Below are 19,801 nucleotides of genomic sequence, written 5' to 3'. Positions count from 1 at the left end.
TGCCGTCTAGCGGCCGTTGACCGCCGTGATGATCGCCGCCACGATGGCGATCACGACAAAGCCGCCCAGCGCGAGACGCCGCAGCAGCACGTCGGCGAGCGCATAGCGCGAGCGACGACGCTTCTTCGGCGCGGGCTGCGGAGCATCCGACGGATCGGTTGGGGCATCTGCCCTCGGCTCGTCCACGGTTGAATCCAATCTTTTGCCCACACTCAAGCCTAACCGTCTGCGACTGGGCCGAGGCCGGCATCAGGCTCACGGCGCTCAGGGCTCAGTGAGGCCTGAGCTCAGGCCCCGTATGACTCGATCACTTCACGCATTCGCGGCATCCCGAACTGGTCGGCGATCTGAACTCCCGTCGGGGTGCCGAGAGCCGGATTCGCGCCGGCATCGAGCAACGCCCGCAGGATCTCTTCGTTGCCCCGGAACACGGCGCAGGCGATGGCGGTCTGGCCCATTCCGTTGACGACCGAGGCGTCGGCTCCGCGTCGCAGCAGCTCCGCGACGGTGTCGCCGTGCTGCTGGTAGGCGGCAACGATCAGCAGGGTGTCGCCACGACCGTTACGGATGTCGAGGGGCACGCCCGCATCGATCATCTCGCCGAGCTCGTCGGTTGCGCCCACACGCGCCAGGTCGAAGACACCGTCCACGATCTGGGCGTTCAGGTCGACATCGGTGGGTTCAGAATTCTCGTCACGCATGGTTTCTATTATTTCGTTCATTCGGCCGAGCGAACTCCGGCCGTTCGGCCGATGCCGCAACCGAGCGCTCCGGCGAGGCTCGAGCCATGACATCACGCGCAGAAGCCTCGCCCGGTACCTTCCTCCCGATGAAAAGGTCGACGAAGACGACATCGACATCTCGCCGGCCCCAGTGGCTCGCTCCCACCGGGCTGATCTTGCTCAGCCTGATCCCGGTGCTTGCCGGGGCGTCACGACTGACCGAACTGACGAGCGGCGCCACCGTGACAGCAGACAACTCCCGCTTTTTCGACTCCCCGATCCCCGTCGTGCTGCACATCATCGGCGTCACGGTGTTCAGTCTGCTCGGCGCCTTCCAGTTCGTGCCCTCCCTGCGACAGCGCCGGTCCTGGCACCGGATTGCCGGACGCATTCTGGTGCCCGCCGGTCTGATCGCCGCCCTCTCGGGGCTCTGGATGTCGGTGTTCTACCCGTTGCCGCCGAGCGACGGCCAGATTCTCCTCGTCCTGCGGCTGATCTTCGGCGGGGCGATGCTGGCGAGTCTCGTGCTCGGCCTCGTCGCAGTGCGTCGACACAAGTACGTGCGCCACAGCGAGTGGATGACCCGCGGCTACGCCATCGGCGTCGGTGCCGGAACCCAGGCGCTGATCATGCTTCCCTGGATGCTTCTGATCGGCGCGACCGACGCCACGACCAAGGCCCTACTGATGGGAGCGGCCTGGGTGATCAACCTGGCGGTCGCTGAGTACGTCATCCACCGCCGTCGCGCCGGGTCATCGCGCGGGCTGTCTCGTACTTCCGGCCGATCCGCACGGTCCGATGCGCTCGTATCATAAGAGCATGGTCGCTCCGCTGCGCTCGATCTGGCATGCGCCAGGCGCCACCCCACCACCGCCACGGCGTGTGTGGCGGGATTGGGCATTGGTCGCGGCGGTGACCGCTCTCGCGGTGATCGAGGGCATACTTCGGCCGAACATTCCGGCGCCGGTGCTCTCAGTGATTGTGCTGATCGCAGTGGCCCCGACCCTGCTCTGGCGCCGCACGTATCCACTTGCCATGATCGCGATCGCCTTCATCACGACGGGCGTCGTGTCGGCTTTTCTCGGCGGGTCGATTCAGCTGTTCACGAGCGTTTTTCTGCTGCTACTGCCGTATTCACTCGTGCGGTGGGGCAACGGACGAGCCTTGGTCATCGGGCTCCCCCTGCTGCTGGCCAGCGCGGCCGTCCCGCTGCTCACCAGCACGAGCGTCGCGGATGTCGTCGGCGGGTTGACCGTGCTTCTGGTCACGATCAGCCTCGGCCTGGCCTTCCGATTTCGGGCGAGCTCGCGGCAACGTGAGCTGGAGAGCGCCCGGTTGATCGAGCGCGAGCAGCTGGCCCGCGATCTGCACGACACCGTCGCCCACCACGTGTCGGCCATCGCCATCCGCGCCCAGGCCGGACTGGCCATGGCGCCCGGATCCCCCGAAGCGGCGACCGACGCCCTGCGCGTGATCGAAGCGGAGGCATCCAAGACGCTGTCAGAGATGCGCTCGATGGTTCGCATCCTGCGCCAGGACGAGGCCGCAGCGTTGACGCCGAACCCGCGGGTGGCCGACCTTGCTCTGCTCGCTCAGCAGCCCGGGCAGGGCAGCGGTGTGACAGATGGACCCGCCGTCGATGTGCACATCACCGGCGACGTCGAGAGCATCCCTCCCACGGTCGCCGCCGCGATCTACCGGCTCGTGCAGGAATCCATCACCAACGCCCGCCGCCATGCTGTGCATGCGACGCGGATCGCCGTGCTGGTCGACGCCGACGAAGCCCGCGTCAGTCTGAGCGTGAGCGACGACGGCGAAGCCGGCCCGCCCGCTGTGCCGGGCTACGGCATCCGGGGCATGATCGAGCGCGCGACCCTGCTCGGCGGAACCTGCCAGGCCGGCCGCGCGCCGGGAAACGGATGGGTGGTCAGCGCGGTCCTGCCTCGGGCAGGCTGGTCGACATGACAATTCGTGTGCTCGTCGCCGACGATCAAGAGCTCGTGCGCACCGGACTGCGGATGATCCTCAACGCGCAGCCCGACATCGAGGTGGTCGGCGAAGCGGTCGACGGGATTGAAGCCGTGCACCTCGCCCGCGAGTTGCGCCCCGATGTCTGCTTGTTCGACATCCGGATGCCCGGCCAAGACGGCATCGAGGCGACCCGGGCTCTCGCCGGGCCCGGCGTTCCCGATCCGCTCGCGGTGGTGGTGATCACGACCTTCGATCTCGACGAATACGTCTTCGCGGCCCTGCGGGCCGGTGCCCGCGGATTCCTGTTGAAGGATGCCGGCACGGCGCTGCTGGCCCAGGCGGTGCGTGCGGCCGCGGCCGGCGATGCGCTGATCGCGCCGAACGTCACGGTGCGGCTGCTGGAGGCTTTTGCCGGTGCCACCCCGAGCACAACTCGGGCGCAGCCGATAGAACCGCTCACCGACCGCGAAGAGCAGGTGCTCGGCACTGTCGCACGGGGGCTCAGCAACGGTGAGATCGCGAGCGAACTCTTCATCACGCTCAGCACGGTCAAGACGCATTTGGCCAGCCTGATGGCCAAGATCGGCGCCCGCAATCGGGTCGAGGTCGCCATCTGGGCGTATCAGACCGATCGCGTCGACAAGCGCTCCTGATACCTACCTGTGCTTCGCGAGCAGCACGGCGACCGGTGCGGCGACCGGTGCGGCTGTCAGAGCGGCTACCAGTGCGGCGGACGGTCTAGACGGAGGCGGTCGTCGTTCTCGCCCTTCGACGCGGGCTTGTCCCCGCTGACGGATGCGACGCCACCCTCTTCACGTTCGACCGGAACGTCGGGGCTGGGGTCGGTGTTCGGTGCCGGTTCGAGCCGCGCGCGCCGTGAGCGGCCGCCGGCTTTCACGATCGCCTGACGCGGTACGTCCAGCCGCGGGGTGCCGGGCGTCGGGTCGTCGGTGCTCATCCTTCAAGGGTACCGGGACAGCATCGCCATCTCGGTGGTTGAGCTTGACGAGACCCGCCGAGCTTGACCGTTTCGGTCGAGTTTGCCCGGCAAACCGGGGAAACTCGACCGCAAGTGTCAAAGTCGGCGGATTCGACGCGGCAGATTTGGCCCACCACGTCTCGGTACCTTCGACAACCGAGGGCTACTACTCCGGCCGCACCCCGACCAGCGCCGCCACCCGCGCCGCCACGGCATCCGGGTTCGTGAACAGATCGAAACTGTGCACCCGCAGGTAGTGCCAGCCGAGACGGCGCAGCACTTCGGGGCGGAGGCGCAGCGATTCGCGCAGGCTCGAGCGACCGACGACCGCATCGGTTTCGACGGCCACCGCCCGCCCGTTGTACGACGCCGCGAGCGCGAGTTTGCCCCGGTGCCCGAGTGAGACGCGCAGCCCGAGACCCTCGAGCCGTGACGCCAGGTCGACCAGCAGCGCCTCACGCGCATCCGGTGCCGATACCTCACTGGCTGCTGTTTCGGTCTCGCTGAGCACCTGCGCCAGCGCGAGAATCCCGTAGCGCTGGCGATCGATTTCGATGTCCGACGGCCGGAAGCACGACACGATATCCATCGACCGGCGCGCCCGCGTCATGCCGATGGCCAACAGGCGTTCTCCCCCGGGCTCGCCGAGCGAGCCGAAGTTCGAGAGCATCCGTCCGTGCGGCGTGCGCCCGTAGCCGATCGAGAAGATCACCCGATCGCGGCTCTGCGCGACCGCCTGCTCGAGGGTGAGCACGGTGAAGGGCTCGGCCCGGTCTTTCAGTATGAAGTCAGACAGATCGGTGCGCTTGGCAAACGCCGCGAGCACGGCCTGGTGCACCCGCACCGCATGGCGGGCGCTGGCCGTGATCACCATGAGCGACTCGCGTGGGCGCTTCATCGCGTGCTCCATCACGAGAGCGACGACCTGCGTCACCTCGGCGTCAACACTCTCGACGGCGCCGCTGTCGGGGTCGGGCATACCGTGGCCGCCGGCGACGTAGTTGAGGGTGAGGCTGCCGTGACCGAGAAAGCTTCCGGCCCACGGATGCGAGTCGATGCGGCCGCCGTAGAAACGGTGGTTGACGAGCTCGGCGAGGTCTTCGCCGCCGGCCCGGTAGCTGCGCGTCAGCGTGAGCGTCGGCAGCAGTTCGCCCAGCCGGGCCAGCGCCGAGTCGGCGTGCAGCGCGTCGACGTTGGTCTCCTGCGCGGGCGGAGCCGACTGAATGAGGTTTGAGTCCGCGGCATCCGTCAGCGCCGTCGTGAACGGCGACGGCGTCTGCGTGACCGGGTCACCGAAGGCGACGATCTGCTTGCCGCGGCGAATCGCACCGAGGTTCTCGGCCAGGGTCGTCGCGCCGGCGTCGACCAGCAGCACCGAGTCGAACTGGGCCGCGTCGGTCAGGCTGGCGACTTCGTAGGGTGAGGCGAGCCAGACGGGGGCGAGCACGCGTCCGAGGTGCGGAGCCTCGGACTGCAGCAGTTCGGGGGTCGCCCGGTCGGCACGCAGCATCCGGCGCAGCGAGTTCGCCTCGTCTGGCCAGTCGACGACACCGATTTTCCAGGTTTCCCCGAGCATCCAGGCGAGCAGCTGACCGGTGGTGGATGCGTGCGCCTCGTCCACGAGTTTGAAGTCGGCTTCGAGACGGTCGAGCACCTGAGTGTTCGCGTTCAACAGTGCCTTGTCGGCCGAGAGCATTGTCTCCAGCACCGACTGCCACCAGGCGAGTTCCAGCTCGGCGGCGACATCCTGTTCGGAGACGTGACGGCGCGACAGGTCGGTCATCAACGGGTCGAGGTTGCTCTCGCGCAGTGTCGAGAGCAGTGCGGTGCGCTCGTGCAGATTGGCGAGCACCTCGCTCTCGGCGGCGAGACCGGCGATCGTGTGCACGAGCTCCTTGACCGGGCGGTTGGCAAGCTGCCGGGGCGTGCCCGCAATGCCGAGCGGGCCGTCCAGTTTCGCCAGGTCTTCGGCCACCCGGGCGTAGGCGACGTGCACATCGGCGATGCCGACCGGCACCTCGGGTGTCGATCCGGCCACGACGTAGCGCTGCCAGAGCGTGCGCTGCTGCTGGATGCGACGCAGGCTCTCGTTCATGTCGCTGACATGAACGCCGGCCCGCAGGTACTCCTCCGCCAGCTTGCGCAGACGTCGACGGCTGGCGCCCGACATCTCGGGTGCATCGCGCCGGGCCGCCGTCGCGGCGATCAGCTCCGTCAGCGGACGGTCGAAAACGGCCGGTTGAAACCGGTCAAGCGTTTCGCGGATGTCGAGCAGCAGGCGCAGGTAGATGCCCAGCTCGGTGATCGTCTCGAAGGGGCGCAGCTTGGTCTGCCCGACGAGTCCGTTGGCGCGTTCGAGCAGGCGCGGCAGCTCGTGCTGGTTGATGCGCTTGGCCAGCTCGTGCGAGGTCGACGCCTCGTTCGTGTTCGCGAATGCCGCGCCGTACCAGGGTGAGTCGCCGGGTCCGTAGCGGAACTCGCCCAAGGCAGCGGCCTTGATCAGCGTCTCTGCGGCGGTGGCCCGGTCGTGGGCGAGAAGCTCGAGAGCCCGGCGGTCGAGGCGTGCAGTGGTGGCCGGCGGCGAGGGAAGCTGGGCCAGACGAGCCAGCTCGCCCAGGGCGTCGAGCACGGAGACGCCGAGCATCGGGTCGCGCCGGGTCAGAGCACCGCGGTAGTCGAGCAGCACCTTGCGCAGACGCACGAGCGCGTCGTCGACATCGCCGACCTGCGGCTGGGTGACCTTCTCGTTGCGGGTGATCGACTGAATCAGGTCGCGGCGGAGCGTCCGCGGGCTCACCGCGACACCCTGCAGACCGACCTGCTGCAACCGGTGCGCGATGCCGTCGAGGCTCGACCGACGCGCGCTGACCACGAGCACACGCTTGTGCTGCGCGATGAGCGCGCCGATGGCGTTGACGATCGTCTGGGTTCCGCCGGTGCCCGGCAAGGTCTTCACCACGAGCGAGTTGCCGGCCGCGATCTGGCTGACCACGTTCTCTTGCTCGGCGTCGGCGTCGAGCAGCAGCGTGTCGGTGGCCGGCGGGCGGGCATCCTGACCCACCGGGGCGACCGGCTGGTAGGCCGACTCCACGACGCCGCGGGCACGTGGGTTGCCGGCGACCGCGTCGAGCAGCGGGTGCTCGAGGTTGGCCGCATCGGCGGCGAGCGCCCGGCCGACGTCGGCGAACGACGACACGACCAGGCGGGGAACCACGTTGAACCAGGGCAGGTGCGAGGTGAGTCCGCGCAGGCGGTCGATCACCGGCTGCGGTTTGAACGCACCGTTCGTGATCGCCAGGGCCACGAACGCGTCGGCGTCGAGAGTGATCTGGAACTGGTCGTGCAGCGCACGCGCCAGCTCCGGGTTGAGGTAGGGGGCGCCGTTGAGTTTGAGCTCGAAGTCACGGCCGTAGCGACGGATGGCCATGGGCCGCAGCAAGACGGGGGCATTGAAATCGACGTTGCCGTGTCGCCATTCGGCCAGTCCGATCGCCAGGTGCACCGATTCGATGCCGCGCATCGAGCGCAACTCGATGCCCTTCTGAGTGATCTCTCCGGCGGCGAGGCGGGCGTTTCGGAGGGCGAGCTCGTCACGGATCAGGTTCGACAGCAGTGTGGTCTTGCCGGTGATGAATTGGGGCAGACCGCCCGGATGCGAGGCGCTCAGTTCGATGCGTGTGCGTGGACTGTCAGAGAAGTGCAGCAGCGGCGAGCGCCCGCCGACCTGAGCCAGTTCGTCGCGCCAACGCTGCCAGACCGGTTCGGCGATGTTGCCGGCGAGCAGGGTCGGATCGCCCAGGCTGATCGCGTGCGGCGACGTCTTGCCGTTCGGATCGGGTGCAGGCGCGCCCGAGTACTCGGACAGATTGTCGTCGTCTTCTGGTTTTCTATCGAGGCGCCACACAGGCCTACCCTAATTCGCCGAAGCGGCATTTGCCGTGAGGCGGTGCGGGTTTCGCGGTTTCTCGCCCTTATTTACTGGTCGGGCGTGTTGGTTGGAGTCTCGTGAGGGGCCTCCCGGAACGGCCTCTCGGGGGCCGCCGAACCGGCAGAATGGAATGATGGCACTCCCCCTGGTTGAACTGCACCTGCACATCGAAGGCACCCTCGAGCCGGAACTCATCTTTGAGCTCGCCGCCCGCAACAACGTGACCCTCCCCTGGGCGTCGCTCGACGAGTTGCGCGCCCAGTACGAGTTCAGCGATCTCAGCTCTTTTCTCGACCTGTACTACCGCAATCTCGATGTGGTGCGCGAGCGCGTCGACTTCGCCGATCTGACCCGCGCCTACCTGAAACGCGCCGCAGCGGGCGGGGTACGTCACGCCGAGATCTTCTTCGACCCGCAAGCGCACACCAGCCGCGGCATCCCGTTGGCGACCGCGCTCGGCGGCGTACATGATGCGCTGGCAAACTCGGCGGCCGAGTTCGGGGTCAGCACCAAACTGATCGTCACCTTCTTGCGCGATCGCCCGGCAGCCGAGGCGCTCGCGATTCTGCGGCAGATTCTCGCCGGCGACGTGGCCGATGGTGTGACCATCGACGGGATCGGACTCGATTCGGCCGAAGTCGGCTACCCGCCGTCGCTGTTCACCGAGGTGTTCGAGTTGGCCCGCGCGAACGGCCTGCACGTGGTCGCGCATGCCGGCGAGGAGGGCCCGCCCGCCTACGTCTGGGAAGCCCTCGACCTCTTGAAGGTCGAACGCATCGATCACGGCATCCGCAGTCTCGAAGACGACGCGCTGGTCGAGCGCCTCGTCGCCGAGCGCATTCCGCTCACCGTCTGCCCCCTCTCGAACGTGCGCCTGCGCGTCATCGACACCCTGGCCGACCACCCGCTGCTCGGCATGCTCGAGCGGGGACTTCTCGTCACGGTCAATTCCGACGACCCGGCGTACTTCGGCGGCTATGTCGACGAGAACATGGCGGCGTTGACCGCCGAGTTCGATCTGGATGCCGCGCAGCTGGCCCTCCTGGCCCGCAACGGAATCGAGGCGTCGTTTCTCACGGCCGCCGAGAAGGCTGCGCTGGCCGAGGAGGTCGACACCTGGGTGCAGGCGCAGGCCTAGAGCCAACCGCGCTTCTTGAACACGAAGTAGAGCCCGAACCCCATCCCCACCATCAGCGCGAGGGCGAACGGATAGCCGTACTGCCACTCCAGCTCTGGCATCACCCGAAAGTTCATGCCGTAGATCGTTCCGACCAACGTCGGTGCGAAAAGGATCGCCGCCCAGCTTGAGATCTTCTTGACCTCCTCGCTCTGCGCGAGGCTCGTCTCCGACAGGCGGCGCATTTCGTCGTTCTGTCGCTGCCCGACGAGGGTCGAGTGGGTGGTGAGGGCGTTCTGCAAGAGCTGCCGGAACGAGTCGCCGCGGTCGACGAGCCGTATGGTGTGGTCGAGCACGTCGCGCAGTCTTCGCTGCAGTTCCAGGTCGACGGCATATTTGTCGAAGCCGCGTTGCAGAGCTTCGAACATCCCGACCATCGGCTGGGTCGCACGCTGAAGCTCGATGACCTCGCGAGACAGCGCGTAGATGCGCCGGGCGACGGCCGGATCGCCGTCGAAGAGCTGATCTTCAATCTCGTCGATATCGTTCTGCAGGCCCGCCATCACCGGCGCATACTCGTCGACCACCTGGTCGAGAATCGCGTAGAGCACGGCCTCAGCCCCCAAGGCGAGCAGCCCTTCTTCGGCCTCGAGCCGGTGGCGAACCTTCGCGAGATCCGGCGACTCCGCATGACGAATTGTCACCACGAAGTCGGGGCCGACGAACACATGAAGCTCGCCGAATTCCACGCGCTCATCGACATCCATGTACCGGGCGGGGCGCAGCACGATGAACAGCACGTCGCCGTACCGTTCGAGTTTCGACCGTTGGTGACCCTTCAGCGTGTCTTCGACGGCCAGGTGGTGCAGGCTGAATTCCTCGGCCACCGACCACACTTCGTCGTCGGTCGGCCGGTACAGCCCGATCCAGGCGAAGCCGTTGTGGGCCTTCATCACCTCGTACGTCTCGTCGAGGGTGGCCGGCGTTGCAACACGCTTGCCTCCCACATAGATCGCGTTGTCAATCAGCGCCATCGGGTCTCCTCACTCGCGGTACCAGTGTGTCAGGCAGATGAGGTTGTGCCGCGCAGCGGCTTTCGCCGACCGTGCCTCAGCAACTACCCTGAATCCATGGCCGACGGGGGATGGACGCGCACTGCGCTCGTCGTCGAGGACCAACCGTTCATGCGTGCGCTCATCGCCGATGCGTTGCGTCACGCCGGATTCATCGTGCACGACCGGGACTCGGCGAGCCGAGCACTGGCCGACCTCGACGATCTCGACCCCGATGTGCTGATCACCGACATCGATCTCGGATCACGCCCGAACGGCATCGAACTGGCGGTGATCGTGAATGCGAAGGCCCCACACATGGCAATCGTCTTTCTCACCAACTACCCGCGGGCCGGCACCGCACCCGGCGCGGCCAACGCGCCCGTTGGATCGGTGTTCGTGAACAAGGCAGCGATCGAGTCGGTTGATGCCCTCATCCAGGCAGTGAATGCGGCGCTCTCCGCGACTCCGACGTCACCCTCGTCGGCGCCGTCGATCGAGGCTCCGATCGATCGGATTGCCCGTCTCACCCACACCCAACTCGACACCCTGCGGCTCGTGGCGCTCGGTTCGTCGAACGCGGAGATCGCCCGCCGGCGCGGAACGAGCCTGCGCGCGCTGGAGAAAACGCTCACCCGCACCTTCGACGCTCTGGGCTTGACGCACGACGCATCGATCACACCGCGGGTCGCTGCGACAAACCTCTACCTGCGGGTCTTCGGCTTTCCGCTTCCGGTGGCCGCCGACGTCGCATCGTCAGAGTCGCCCGGATGACCCGCCGCTTTCGGTGGCTCGACCGGGCGTTCGGTTCCAACGTTCTGACGATTTGGTCGTGGTTGCTCACGTTCCCGTTCGCCGTGACCGTGATGGGCGGGTCAGAGTACGTCGACACGACTCCGGTGCGCGGAGCCGAGTTCGCCGTTGCAGCGATCGTGCACGTGCTCACCGGGGCGGGAATGTTCGCCGCCCGCTACACCGTGCTGCGGCCCGGCCAGCGACGCCATCGTCGAGCACGGGCGCTCATCGTCTTCGCCGTTCTCGGCGCCTCGCGGCCGTTTCTTTTGATCGTGGTGTCGGATGCCATCGGGCTGCAGATGCAGCCCGGCGCCGTGTTCACCCGCGTGGCGATCAATGTCGTGTGCACGATCACGATGCTGACCCTCATCGCGTTGCTGATCGATGTGCTCCGGCGGCACCAAGCGGTGCAACGGCGTTTGCGCTCAGCCCTGACCACGCTGAATCTGCAGCGCGAATTCGATGAGCAACAGTTGGAGGGACTGCGGCGTCAGTACGTCGACGATGTCACCGTGCGCATCGATGCCACGCTCGATTCGCGGCGGGCCGAGCCTCTCGACGCAACGCAGGCATCCGCGCTGTTGCGGGCGATCGCCGACGACATCGTACGGCCGATGAGCCACGAGCTCTATCGCGAAGAAGGCCGAGCGGTCGCGCCCCCGGCCATCGGCGGTCCCGTGTCATTCATCGAGCGGTCGTCCCGCATCCTGGCCGCACTGCAACCAGCGCCGATTGTGCTCCCGTACCTGTTGCTCGCTCTGGTCTTTCTCCCTCACCTTCTCACCAACGTCAGTGTGACTTTCACCGTGATTCAGCTGGTGCTGGGCGCCGGGCTCTATCTGTCCGGCAGCGCCCTGACAGCAGTGCTCACGCGCATGGTGCAGAACCCCGGCGCGCGGATCGCCGTGCTTTCGCTCGGCTACACCTCCACTGCGATCGTGGCCACCCTCGTCATGCACTGGTCGGCGCACACCGCTGGGTACTCGCCCACCATGAACTGGTCACCGGCGTTCATCTATCCAAGTTTCGCGCTCGCGCTCAGCATCATCGCCGCCACCGCGGCGGAACTCGCCAGCGACGAGCAACGACTTGCCGAGCTGCTGGCGGAAGAAGTGCAGCACACCGCACACACTCATAGTCGGCTGCGGCTGGCACGCAAGCGCACGGCACATCTCTTGCACACGGCGGTGCAGGGCGAGTTGGTCGCAGCGGCGCTCTCACTTCAACGCCGCTCCTCGGCAACCACCGACCCGCTGTCCACCAACGCGTGGGGCGACGTGATGACCACCATCGCGCGAATCAAGCACGAGGTCGCGCAAGACGACGTCGTGGACCCCACACCGGCAGCCGAACAAGTCAAGGCGCTCATCACCATGTGGGGTAGCGCGCTGCGCATCACGGCGCGGTACGACGACGAGATCTGGCCGGTGCTCGCTGCCGACGCGGCGCGCACCGAGATGGCGGTGGATGCCCTCTCCGAAGGGTTCACGAACGCCGTGCGACACGGAAACGGGCAGCGTGTCGACGTGCACCTGGGCGTTGCCGGCCCCCTCCCCCGTGCGATCATCACCGTCAGGTCGGCTGGCGTGATCTCGTCGGGGCCGACGAACGGTCTCGGACTGCGCTCCCTCCAGAGCTCCGCGAGCGCCGTGACGCTGAGCGAATCGCGCGGCGAGGTGTCGCTCATCGTCGAGTTGGCCTGATCGACCACTTCGAAGTGACCTCGTAAGTCGACCTCCGGACGCAACCAGGTTCAGAGATCGGCTCGCCTGATCTCGAGACGCKGCCTCCTCCGTCGGCTGCTCCTCGATCACCGACAATGAAAAGGTCGCGTTAACCGAACACCCTCGAAGTCTGCGCATGCCGCTGTCGTAGTCTGCACAGGAGGGGGGACTTGTGGAATCTACGCACAGCATCGGAGTAGTCGCCGACACCGAATTCGGTGCCGTCCGCGGAACTCTCGACGGCTCCACCAATGTGTGGAGGGGCATCCGCTACGCCGCGCCGCCTCTCGGAGAGCTTCGTTTTCGCGCACCGCAGCCACCACCGCTCGCCGGTGCCATCGTCGATGCGACGGAATTCGGGTCGCAGTCGCCCCAACCCCGCTCATCGGTGTTTTCCCGCACGGCCGCCGGACGTATGCATGAGGACTGCCTGACCGTCAACGTGTGGTCGCCGTCGGGTGGCACCTCCCGCAAGCCCGTCCTGTTCTGGATTCACGGCGGCGACAACCTGCAGGGCGCCGCGAACGTGCGCCCGTTCTCCGGTCGATCACTGGCCGAGAACGGCGACGTTGTCGTGGTGAGCGTCACCTACCGACTGGGGATCCCCGGTTTTATCGACTTCTCGTCGTTTGCGACGCGTCAGCAACCGTTCGACTCGAATCTCGCCGTGCGCGATGTGATCGCCGCGCTTGAGTGGGTGCAGAGCAACATCGCCCAGTTCGGCGGCGACCCGAGCCGGGTCACCATCGGCGGGGAATCCTCCGGCGGCGCCATTGTCACCACCCTTCTCGGGGTGCCGACGGCCGCCGGTCTCTTTCACCGAGCGATCGCACAGAGCCCACCGGCCGTCACAGCGCACAGCGCCGTCGACGCCGCGAACACCGCACGCACGGTCTTGGCGATGCTCCGCGTGCACCCCACCGACATCCACCTGTTGCGCGAGAAGCCGTCAGTCGCCCTGGTTGCTGCGGCGGCCCGGCTTGTCGCGGCGACGCGCCTTTCCGAGGCCACCCGCCCTTCTGAAGCGCGCACCCTGTCAGCAGATGCCGGCACTCCGTTCGCCGCAGTCGTCGACGGAACGCTGGTGCCCGAGCATCCGCTCACCGCGCTGGAGAACGGCCGGGCTCATCGCATCCCCCTCGTGATCGGTTCGAACCACGATGCGGCAACGGGGCTGGCCGCGGTGCTGTCGAGCAAGCACGATGGGCACGCGACGACGACGGGAACCGACCCCCGGTTGGCGGCGCTCGCGATCGCCGACGCCCACAGCCGGTTCGCGCCGGTGTGGCTCTATCGATTCGACTACACACCACTATCTCGACGGGCGTTCGGCAGCCGAGCCCCGCGTTCCTCTGAGCTCCCCTACCTCTGGGGCGCCCTCCCCCGTGGCCCGATCGCACGGCTCGAAGCACTCGCCTCCGATTCGGCCGCACAGCGGCTCTCGGCGCGGTTCCAGCACCGCTGGTTGTCGTTCGCGAAGCTCGGCATCCCCACGCACGCGGGCGGCGAACCGGTCTGGACGTCATTCGACGAGCATCGCGCGACGATGATCTTCGACGGCCAGGATGCCCTGGTCGACGATCTCGACGCCGAGTTGCGGCTGCAGAACGACACCGCGCGACAGTCCGCAGGGGCACCGCGACACTGACCTAAGCTGACCCCATGGCCAACGCTGACGCTGCTCACCCATTCGCTGAACGCGTTTTTCTCGGAACCGTGCTCACCCTGGATCCCGAACATGCGGTCGCCGAGGCCGTCGCCGTGCTCGGCGAGCGCATCGTTTACGTGGGCGATCGGGCCGGTGCCGACGCGCTGATCGGGACGCACACTCAGGTGAGCGAGCTGGGCGACGCGGTGCTGTTGCCGGGATTCGTCGAAGCGCACGGGCATCCGCTCTCTGAAGCGGTGTTCATCAGTCCACGGATGGTCGACATCCGACCGGTCGTCGCCGCGACGGCTGCGCAGGCGCTCGCGATTCTGCACGCCGCGATTGACGTCGCCGGCCCCGGCGGCGTCTACGCGAACGGCTGGGATCCCCTCCTGCAGGTCGGCCTGCCGACGCCGACCCTCGACTGGATGAACGAGCTCTGCCCCGACAAGCCGTTCGCCATCTTGCACAATTCGGGCCATTCGGCATGGTTCAACTCCGCCGCCGCCACCTTCAGCGGGGTCACCCGTGAGACGCCGGACCCGGTCGGCGCCTCCTTCGGGCGAGACGAAGCCGGCGACCTCGACGGTAGCCTGCAGGAGGTCGGCGCCGCCGAGCTCATCTTCGGCCCGGCGCTGGCCATCGAGCCTGACGAGTTCGTGGCCCTTCTCGCCGCCGAATCCCGCCGGTTGAACGCAGCGGGAATCACGACCATCGGCGAGCTCGGTTTCGACCCGAGCAGTCGCGCCCGGCTCGACGCAGCGCGGCAGGCCGGCGCATTGACGGTGAGACTGCGGCTCTACGAGATGTCGACGGCGGCGAAGACGAGCGCCGCGCAGCCCGGCGACGGCGACGACATGGTGCGGCAGATCGGTATCAAACTCTGGGCGGATGGTTCGCCCTGGGTCGGTAACATCGCCACGTCGTTCCCCTACCTCGACACCGCGGCCACCCGCGCGCTCGGACTCGAACCGCACCACCACGGGCACGCGAACTACACCGAGGCCGAGATCGAAGAGATCAGCGAGGCCTATTTTGTCGCAGGCTGGCAGCTCGCCTGCCATGCGCACGGCGACCTGGCCATCGACGCGGTTCTGGATGCCTGGGAGCGGCTGCTCGCGCGGCACCCGCGAGCCGATCACCGGTTGCGACTCGAGCACGTCGGTGCAATGACTCCCGAGCAGTTCGATCGGGCCGCACGCCTCGGCGTCACGACGAGCCTGTTCATCGATCACCTCTACTACTGGGGTGACGTCTTGGTCGAGGGCCTGTTCGGACTCGAGCACGGTGCCGTCTGGGTGCGTGCCGGGTCGGCTCTGGCCGCCGGGGTGCGGATCTCCTTCCACAACGACGGCCAGGTGACTCCGCCGGAGCCGCTGCGCAATATCGAGATCGCGGCGACCCGCCGCAGCCGGTCGGGGCGGGTGTTGGCGCCAGCAGAGCGCATCAGCGTCGCGCAGGCGCTGCGGGCGCAGACCCTCGACAGCGCGTATCAGCTGTTCTCTGAGCACGAGGTCGGCTCGATCGCGGTCGGAAAACTCGCCGATTTTGTGGTTCTCGGTTCGTCGCCGCTGGCGACGGATGCCGTCACCTCGCCTGCGGGAAGCATCGCGAACATCCCGGTGCTGGAAACCGTTCTCGGCGGAAAGACGGTCTTTGAGGCTTCGTTGGTCGAGCCGATTTCGTAGCTCGAGCCGATTTCGTAGGTCGAGCCGATTCCGCTGGTCGAGCCTGTCGAGACCTCGTGAGCCGATCCGCAGACCGGGTTACCGGATCTCGACAAGCTCGATCACCGGGAGCACCCAGCCCCGCTGGTCGAGCTTGTCGAGACCACGCACGTCGGCCTCGAGACCTGGTCACCGGATTTCGACAAGCTCGATCACCGAGCCCACTCGATCACCAACGCCCCTTACGCCCCCGAGTGAGACCTGAACGACCGCAACCGCAAGCTGTTGCTCACCACGAAGACGCTCGAGAACGCCATCGCCGCGCCCGCCAGCATGGGGTTGAGCAGTCCGGTCGCAGCCAGTGGAATCGCCGCCACGTTGTAGGCGAACGCCCAGAACAGGTTCACCTTGATCGTGCCGAGCGTGCTGCGGGACAGCCGGATCGCATCCGCTGCCGCACGCAGATCACCCCGCACCAGCGTGAGATCGGCGGCCGCGATGGCGGCGTCAGTGCCGGTTCCCATCGCCAGTCCGAGATCGGCCTGGGCGAGCGCCGCGGCATCATTGACGCCGTCGCCGACCATCGCCACGACCTTGCCCTCGGCCTGCAGCCGCCTGATCACGTCGAGTTTCTGCTGCGGCATGACCTCGGCGATCACCTGGTCGATCCCGACCTCTGCGGCAACGTGCTCAGCCACAGCGGCATTGTCACCGGTGAGCAGCACCGGGGTCAGGCCGAGCGCCTTGAGCTGGCGAATCGCCTCGGCGCTCGTTGCTTTGACGGCGTCAGCGACCACGAGCACCCCGCGTGCTTCGCCGTCCCAAGCGACCACGACCGCTGTCTTACCCTCGGATTCGGCGCGTGACTTCGCGAGCGCCAACTCTTCGCCCAGAGTGATCGACCAGTCGGCTAGCAGCGACTCACGGCCAACGAGAACGGTGTGCCCGTCGACGACGCCCTGCACGCCCTTACCCTCGACATTGACGAAGGATTCGGGCACCGGCAGCGCTCCGACCCGTTGCGTGGCGCCCTTCGCGATGGCCCGGGCGATCGGATGCTCCGACGCGTCTTCGAGGGCACCGGCGACACGCAGCAGCTCGGCCTCGGTTGTGGCGTCGGACGTCGACGCGGCAGTGATCACCTCGAGCAGGGTCATCGTGCCGGTGGTGACGGTTCCGGTCTTGTCGAGGACGATGGTGTCGACCGTGCGGGTCGATTCCAGAACTTCTGGCCCCTTGATCAGAATGCCGAGCTGCGCGCCGCGGCCGGTTCCGACCAGGAGGGCTGTCGGGGTGGCCAGCCCGAGCGCACACGGGCAGGCGATGATGAGCACGGCCACCGCCGCGGTGAACCCCATCGAGAGCGGAAAGCCGGCACCGATCCAGACACCGAGCGTGGCCACCGCGATCGCGAAGACAATCGGTACGAACACGCCGGACACCCGGTCGGCGAGACGCTGCACCTCGGCTTTGCCCGACTGCGCCTCTTCGACAAGCCGGGCCATCTGAGCCAGTTGGGTGTCGGAGCCGACCCGCGTCGCGCGAATGACCAGGCGACCACCCACGTTCACCGTTGCGCCGGTCACGGGGTCACCGACTGCGACCTCGACCGGCACCGATTCGCCGGTGAGCATGCTCGCATCGACGGCCGACCGCCCGTCGATGACCACGCCATCCGCCGCGATCTTCTCACCGGGGCGAATCACGAACTCGTCGCCGACGGCCAACTGCTCGGTCGGGATGCGGGCCTCGACGCCGCCGTGCAGCACCGCGACATCTTTCGCACCGAGCTCCATCAGCGCGCGCAACGCGGCCCCCGCCTGACGCTTGGAGCGTTTCTCGAAATAGCGCCCGGCGAGCACGAACATGGTCACACCGGCGGCGACCTCGAGGTAGATGTTGGCTGCGCCGTCCGAGCGGGTGAGCGCGAAGTCGAAACCGTGGGTCATGCCGGGCACGCCCGCGGTTCCGAGGAAGAGAGCGTAGAGCGACCAGAGGTAGGCGGCGATCGTGCCGACCGACACGAGGGTGTCCATGGTGGCGGCTCCGTGGCGCAGATTCATCCAGGCCGCTTTGTGGAACGGCCAGGCCGCCCAGACGATCACCGGTGAGGCCAGGGCCAGCGACGCCCATTGCCAGTAAGTGAATTGCAACGCCGGCACCATCGCGAGCACGATCACCGGCACCGAGAGAATGATGCTGCCGATCAGGCGCTGGCGGAGTGACGTTAATTCGGGGTCGGCCGGGGCGCGGTCGCCGCCGGAGCCGGCACCGCTCCCGGCGGCATCCGCTTTCGTGGCGGGGAGCGCTGCGGTGTAGCCGGTCTTCTCGACTTCGGCGATGACAGCGGATGCGTCGACCCCGGCGGGCACGAAGACGCGCGCCTTCTCGGTGGCATAGTTGACCGTCGCGGTCACCCCGTCGAGTTTGTTGAGCTTCTTCTCGATGCGCATCGCGCAGGAGGCGCAGGTCATTCCGCCGATCTCGAGTTCGATGCGGGTGCCGATCGGTGTCTCGAGCGAGGTCTCACTCATCTGATATTCCTCTAGTGATTCACGTCGTCGTTGTGCTCGGGCTGAATGGTCGGGGCGATGCTCGGGCCGACGTTCGAACCGACGCTCGACTCCGCATCCGGCCCGATGACAGGGGCCAAGGCTTGGCCGACGAGCAGGCTACCGGCGAAGATCGCAGCCAGCCCTGCGCCGAACAAACCCAATGTGGCGGGTGCGCGCATGGTTAGGCCCGCACCGCCTGGTAACCCGCCTCGTCGACGGCGGTGATCACGGCAGCGTCGTCGAGGGGCGCGGCGCTGGTGACCACGAGTTTTCCCGTTGCCGCGCTGACGTCGACCGCGGTCACGCCGTCGAGCTGGGTGACCTCGGCGGTGACCGAACGCTCGCAGTGTGAGCAGGTCATCCCCGTTACGGCGAATTCAGTGGTCGTCATCTGTTGTCTCCTTCGTGCACACGTTGTCGATAAAGTACCCCTAGGGGGTATCACCTGGATCAACCTTAGACCCATGCGGGGTATTCCCCACAAGTCCTGCAGCACTCAAGTGCAGCGCTGATCGCGCACCAGCGACCAAGCCCCTTAGTGATTGAGTCGCGATTGAGCTTGCCGACGCTTCTCGGAGGGATCCTGTATTCCGGTCTCACAACCGTCAGAACGGTGGAATTCCGACCTCGGCCGGGAGCGATTCAGAGCGCTCTTCGGGCGGCGTGCTGGGCCCGATCCGGTGTTCGGGTTCGGTCGTGTACCGGTGCCCAGTCGGGGAGGTCCAGGTGATCGTGCCGGTGTCGTCTTGCACGTAGGACCAGCCGATTTCGTGTTTGTCGCGGTGGTTCTTCGGGCACAGGCTCGCCAGGTTGGTCAGGTTCGTTTCGCCGCGGTGGCCGTTCTCCCAAAACGGGATCGAGTGGTCGATGTCGCAGTCCGCGGCGGCCCGGCTGCACCCGGGTGACCGGCAGGTCGCGTCCCGGAGCCGCAGTGCCGCCCGCAGGTCGGCCGGTGGGGTGTAGCGGTCGCGGCCGACGGAGAGGAACGCCCCGGTTTCCGGGTTGGTGAGCACCCGCAACCAGCCGGGCGAGGTGCCGGCGAGTTCCCGGGCGGTGTCGAGGTCGATCGGCCCGTACCCTTCGAGCACCGCCGGCTCGACGCTGCGGCCGAGCAGGGTCAACGCCGGGACCAGGATCACCACGTCCGCCTTGATCCCGCGGCGGCGCTTCCGGCGGGTCCGGCCGGTGCCCGCTGCCGCCGCGCCGTCGCCGTCGGTTTCGTTCCCGTCGTCGTCCGCGTCGTCGTCGGCGGTGTCGCGGTCGAGGATCAGGTCGGCGAGCACATCCGCCTTCAACTGGGTCAGGGTGCGCGGTTCGTCGGCCCGCTGCAACCCGCGGGCCGTGCTGGTCAGTCGGGTGCAGATCGCCTGCGCCTGCCCGGCGGGCAGGAACGCATTGAGGTAGGCCATGCCGTCGGCGGCGGGTTCGAAGAACACCGCCCGGTCGGCGACGCTTTTCTGATGCCGGGCGGTGATCGATTCCGGGTCCAACCGTTCCCGGGCTTTGCGGGTCTTCTGCGCGAACCGGGACACGATCAGGTTCCCGGCGCCGGGCAGCACCGCCTTCTCGAGCGCGGCCCGGTCCTCCGGGGTGAGCGTGAACGTCTGGTCGGCGAGCACGGTGGCGTGCCGGTAGCTGATCTG

General features: G+C 67.3%; 17 protein-coding genes. 8 read left to right on the top strand and 9 right to left on the bottom strand.

Annotated features, from left to right (window positions below):
• Nucleotides 1-6: 6 nt before the first annotated feature.
• Entirely contained in the window at nucleotides 7-186 is a 180-nt protein-coding gene (locus tag AB4Y63_RS18240; protein ID WP_441792488.1) for a hypothetical protein, read from the bottom strand.
• Between the two features lie 101 nt (nucleotides 187-287).
• A complete protein-coding gene (locus tag AB4Y63_RS18235; protein ID WP_441792487.1) occupies nucleotides 288-701 on the bottom strand; it encodes an ankyrin repeat domain-containing protein in 414 nt (137 codons plus the stop codon).
• A gap of 86 nt (nucleotides 702-787) precedes the next feature.
• On the opposite strand from AB4Y63_RS18235, the gene AB4Y63_RS18230 reads away from it, so the two are divergent.
• Genes AB4Y63_RS18230 through AB4Y63_RS18220 form a run of 3 tightly spaced genes read left to right on the top strand, consistent with a single transcriptional unit; the run spans nucleotide 788 to nucleotide 3,346 of the window.
• Nucleotides 788-1,537 (top strand): DUF2306 domain-containing protein, encoded by a 750-nt coding sequence (locus AB4Y63_RS18230; protein ID WP_441792486.1) that lies wholly within the window; start codon nucleotides 788-790, stop codon nucleotides 1,535-1,537.
• 4 nt (nucleotides 1,538-1,541) lie between these two features.
• A complete protein-coding gene (locus tag AB4Y63_RS18225) occupies nucleotides 1,542-2,687 on the top strand; it encodes a sensor histidine kinase (protein WP_441792485.1) in 1,146 nt (381 codons plus the stop codon).
• Nucleotides 2,684-3,346 (top strand): response regulator, encoded by a 663-nt coding sequence (locus AB4Y63_RS18220; protein WP_441792484.1) that lies wholly within the window; start codon nucleotides 2,684-2,686, stop codon nucleotides 3,344-3,346. Before AB4Y63_RS18225 ends, AB4Y63_RS18220 begins: the two co-directional genes overlap by 4 nt.
• A gap of 65 nt (nucleotides 3,347-3,411) precedes the next feature.
• Here AB4Y63_RS18220 and AB4Y63_RS18215 read toward each other — a convergent pair whose 3' ends face one another.
• The gene (locus AB4Y63_RS18215) at nucleotides 3,412-3,651 is read right to left on the bottom strand and encodes a hypothetical protein (protein WP_441792483.1); all 240 of its coding nucleotides are present in this window, start codon (nucleotides 3,649-3,651) and stop codon (nucleotides 3,412-3,414) included.
• A 187-nt stretch (nucleotides 3,652-3,838) separates the two neighbouring features.
• Entirely contained in the window at nucleotides 3,839-7,576 is a 3,738-nt protein-coding gene (locus tag AB4Y63_RS18210; RefSeq protein ID WP_441792482.1) for an AAA family ATPase, read from the bottom strand.
• Between the two features lie 154 nt (nucleotides 7,577-7,730).
• Between AB4Y63_RS18210 and AB4Y63_RS18205 the strand changes: the two genes are divergently transcribed.
• On the top strand, nucleotides 7,731-8,738 hold the full coding sequence (locus tag AB4Y63_RS18205; RefSeq protein WP_441792481.1) for an adenosine deaminase: 1,008 nt from the start codon (nucleotides 7,731-7,733) through the stop codon (nucleotides 8,736-8,738).
• Here the strand turns inward: AB4Y63_RS18205 and AB4Y63_RS18200 are convergent.
• Entirely contained in the window at nucleotides 8,735-9,751 is a 1,017-nt protein-coding gene (locus tag AB4Y63_RS18200; RefSeq protein ID WP_441792480.1) for a magnesium and cobalt transport protein CorA, read from the bottom strand. The genes AB4Y63_RS18205 and AB4Y63_RS18200 overlap by 4 nt on opposite strands.
• Before the next feature lie 96 nt (nucleotides 9,752-9,847).
• On the opposite strand from AB4Y63_RS18200, the gene AB4Y63_RS18195 reads away from it, so the two are divergent.
• From AB4Y63_RS18195 to AB4Y63_RS18180, 4 genes are all read left to right on the top strand, one after another.
• Nucleotides 9,848-10,543: a response regulator gene (locus AB4Y63_RS18195; RefSeq protein WP_441792479.1), complete on the top strand. Its 696-nt coding sequence runs from the start codon at nucleotides 9,848-9,850 to the stop codon at nucleotides 10,541-10,543.
• Nucleotides 10,540-12,267 carry a hypothetical protein gene (locus AB4Y63_RS18190; protein WP_441792478.1) on the top strand — a complete coding sequence of 576 codons (1,728 nt, stop codon included), beginning with the start codon at nucleotides 10,540-10,542 and terminating at the stop codon, nucleotides 12,265-12,267. Before AB4Y63_RS18195 ends, AB4Y63_RS18190 begins: the two co-directional genes overlap by 4 nt.
• 193 nt (nucleotides 12,268-12,460) lie before the next feature.
• Nucleotides 12,461-13,936, top strand: coding sequence for a carboxylesterase/lipase family protein (locus tag AB4Y63_RS18185; RefSeq protein ID WP_441792477.1), 1,476 nt, complete (start codon nucleotides 12,461-12,463; stop codon nucleotides 13,934-13,936).
• Nucleotides 13,937-13,950: 14 nt separating this feature from the next.
• Nucleotides 13,951-15,624 (top strand): amidohydrolase, encoded by a 1,674-nt coding sequence (locus tag AB4Y63_RS18180; RefSeq protein ID WP_441792476.1) that lies wholly within the window; start codon nucleotides 13,951-13,953, stop codon nucleotides 15,622-15,624.
• A gap of 221 nt (nucleotides 15,625-15,845) precedes the next feature.
• Here AB4Y63_RS18180 and AB4Y63_RS18175 read toward each other — a convergent pair whose 3' ends face one another.
• From AB4Y63_RS18175 to AB4Y63_RS18160, 4 genes are all read right to left on the bottom strand, one after another.
• Nucleotides 15,846-18,137, bottom strand: coding sequence for a heavy metal translocating P-type ATPase (locus tag AB4Y63_RS18175; protein WP_441792475.1), 2,292 nt, complete (start codon nucleotides 18,135-18,137; stop codon nucleotides 15,846-15,848).
• Nucleotides 18,138-18,148: 11 nt separating this feature from the next.
• A complete protein-coding gene (locus AB4Y63_RS18170; protein ID WP_441792474.1) occupies nucleotides 18,149-18,337 on the bottom strand; it encodes a hypothetical protein in 189 nt (62 codons plus the stop codon).
• Nucleotides 18,338-18,339: 2 nt separating this feature from the next.
• Nucleotides 18,340-18,549, bottom strand: coding sequence for a heavy-metal-associated domain-containing protein (locus AB4Y63_RS18165; RefSeq protein ID WP_441792473.1), 210 nt, complete (start codon nucleotides 18,547-18,549; stop codon nucleotides 18,340-18,342).
• Between the two features lie 214 nt (nucleotides 18,550-18,763).
• The coding region (locus AB4Y63_RS18160; RefSeq protein ID WP_441792472.1) for a DUF222 domain-containing protein at nucleotides 18,764-19,801 on the bottom strand (1,038 nt) is incomplete at its 5' end.

It is taken from the genome of Leifsonia sp. YAF41 (genome assembly GCF_052113185.1).
Lineage (GTDB): Bacteria > Actinomycetota > Actinomycetes > Actinomycetales > Microbacteriaceae > Cryobacterium.
Note: the sequence above shows the minus strand (reverse complement) of the source record. Positions and strands in the feature narration are given on the sequence as shown.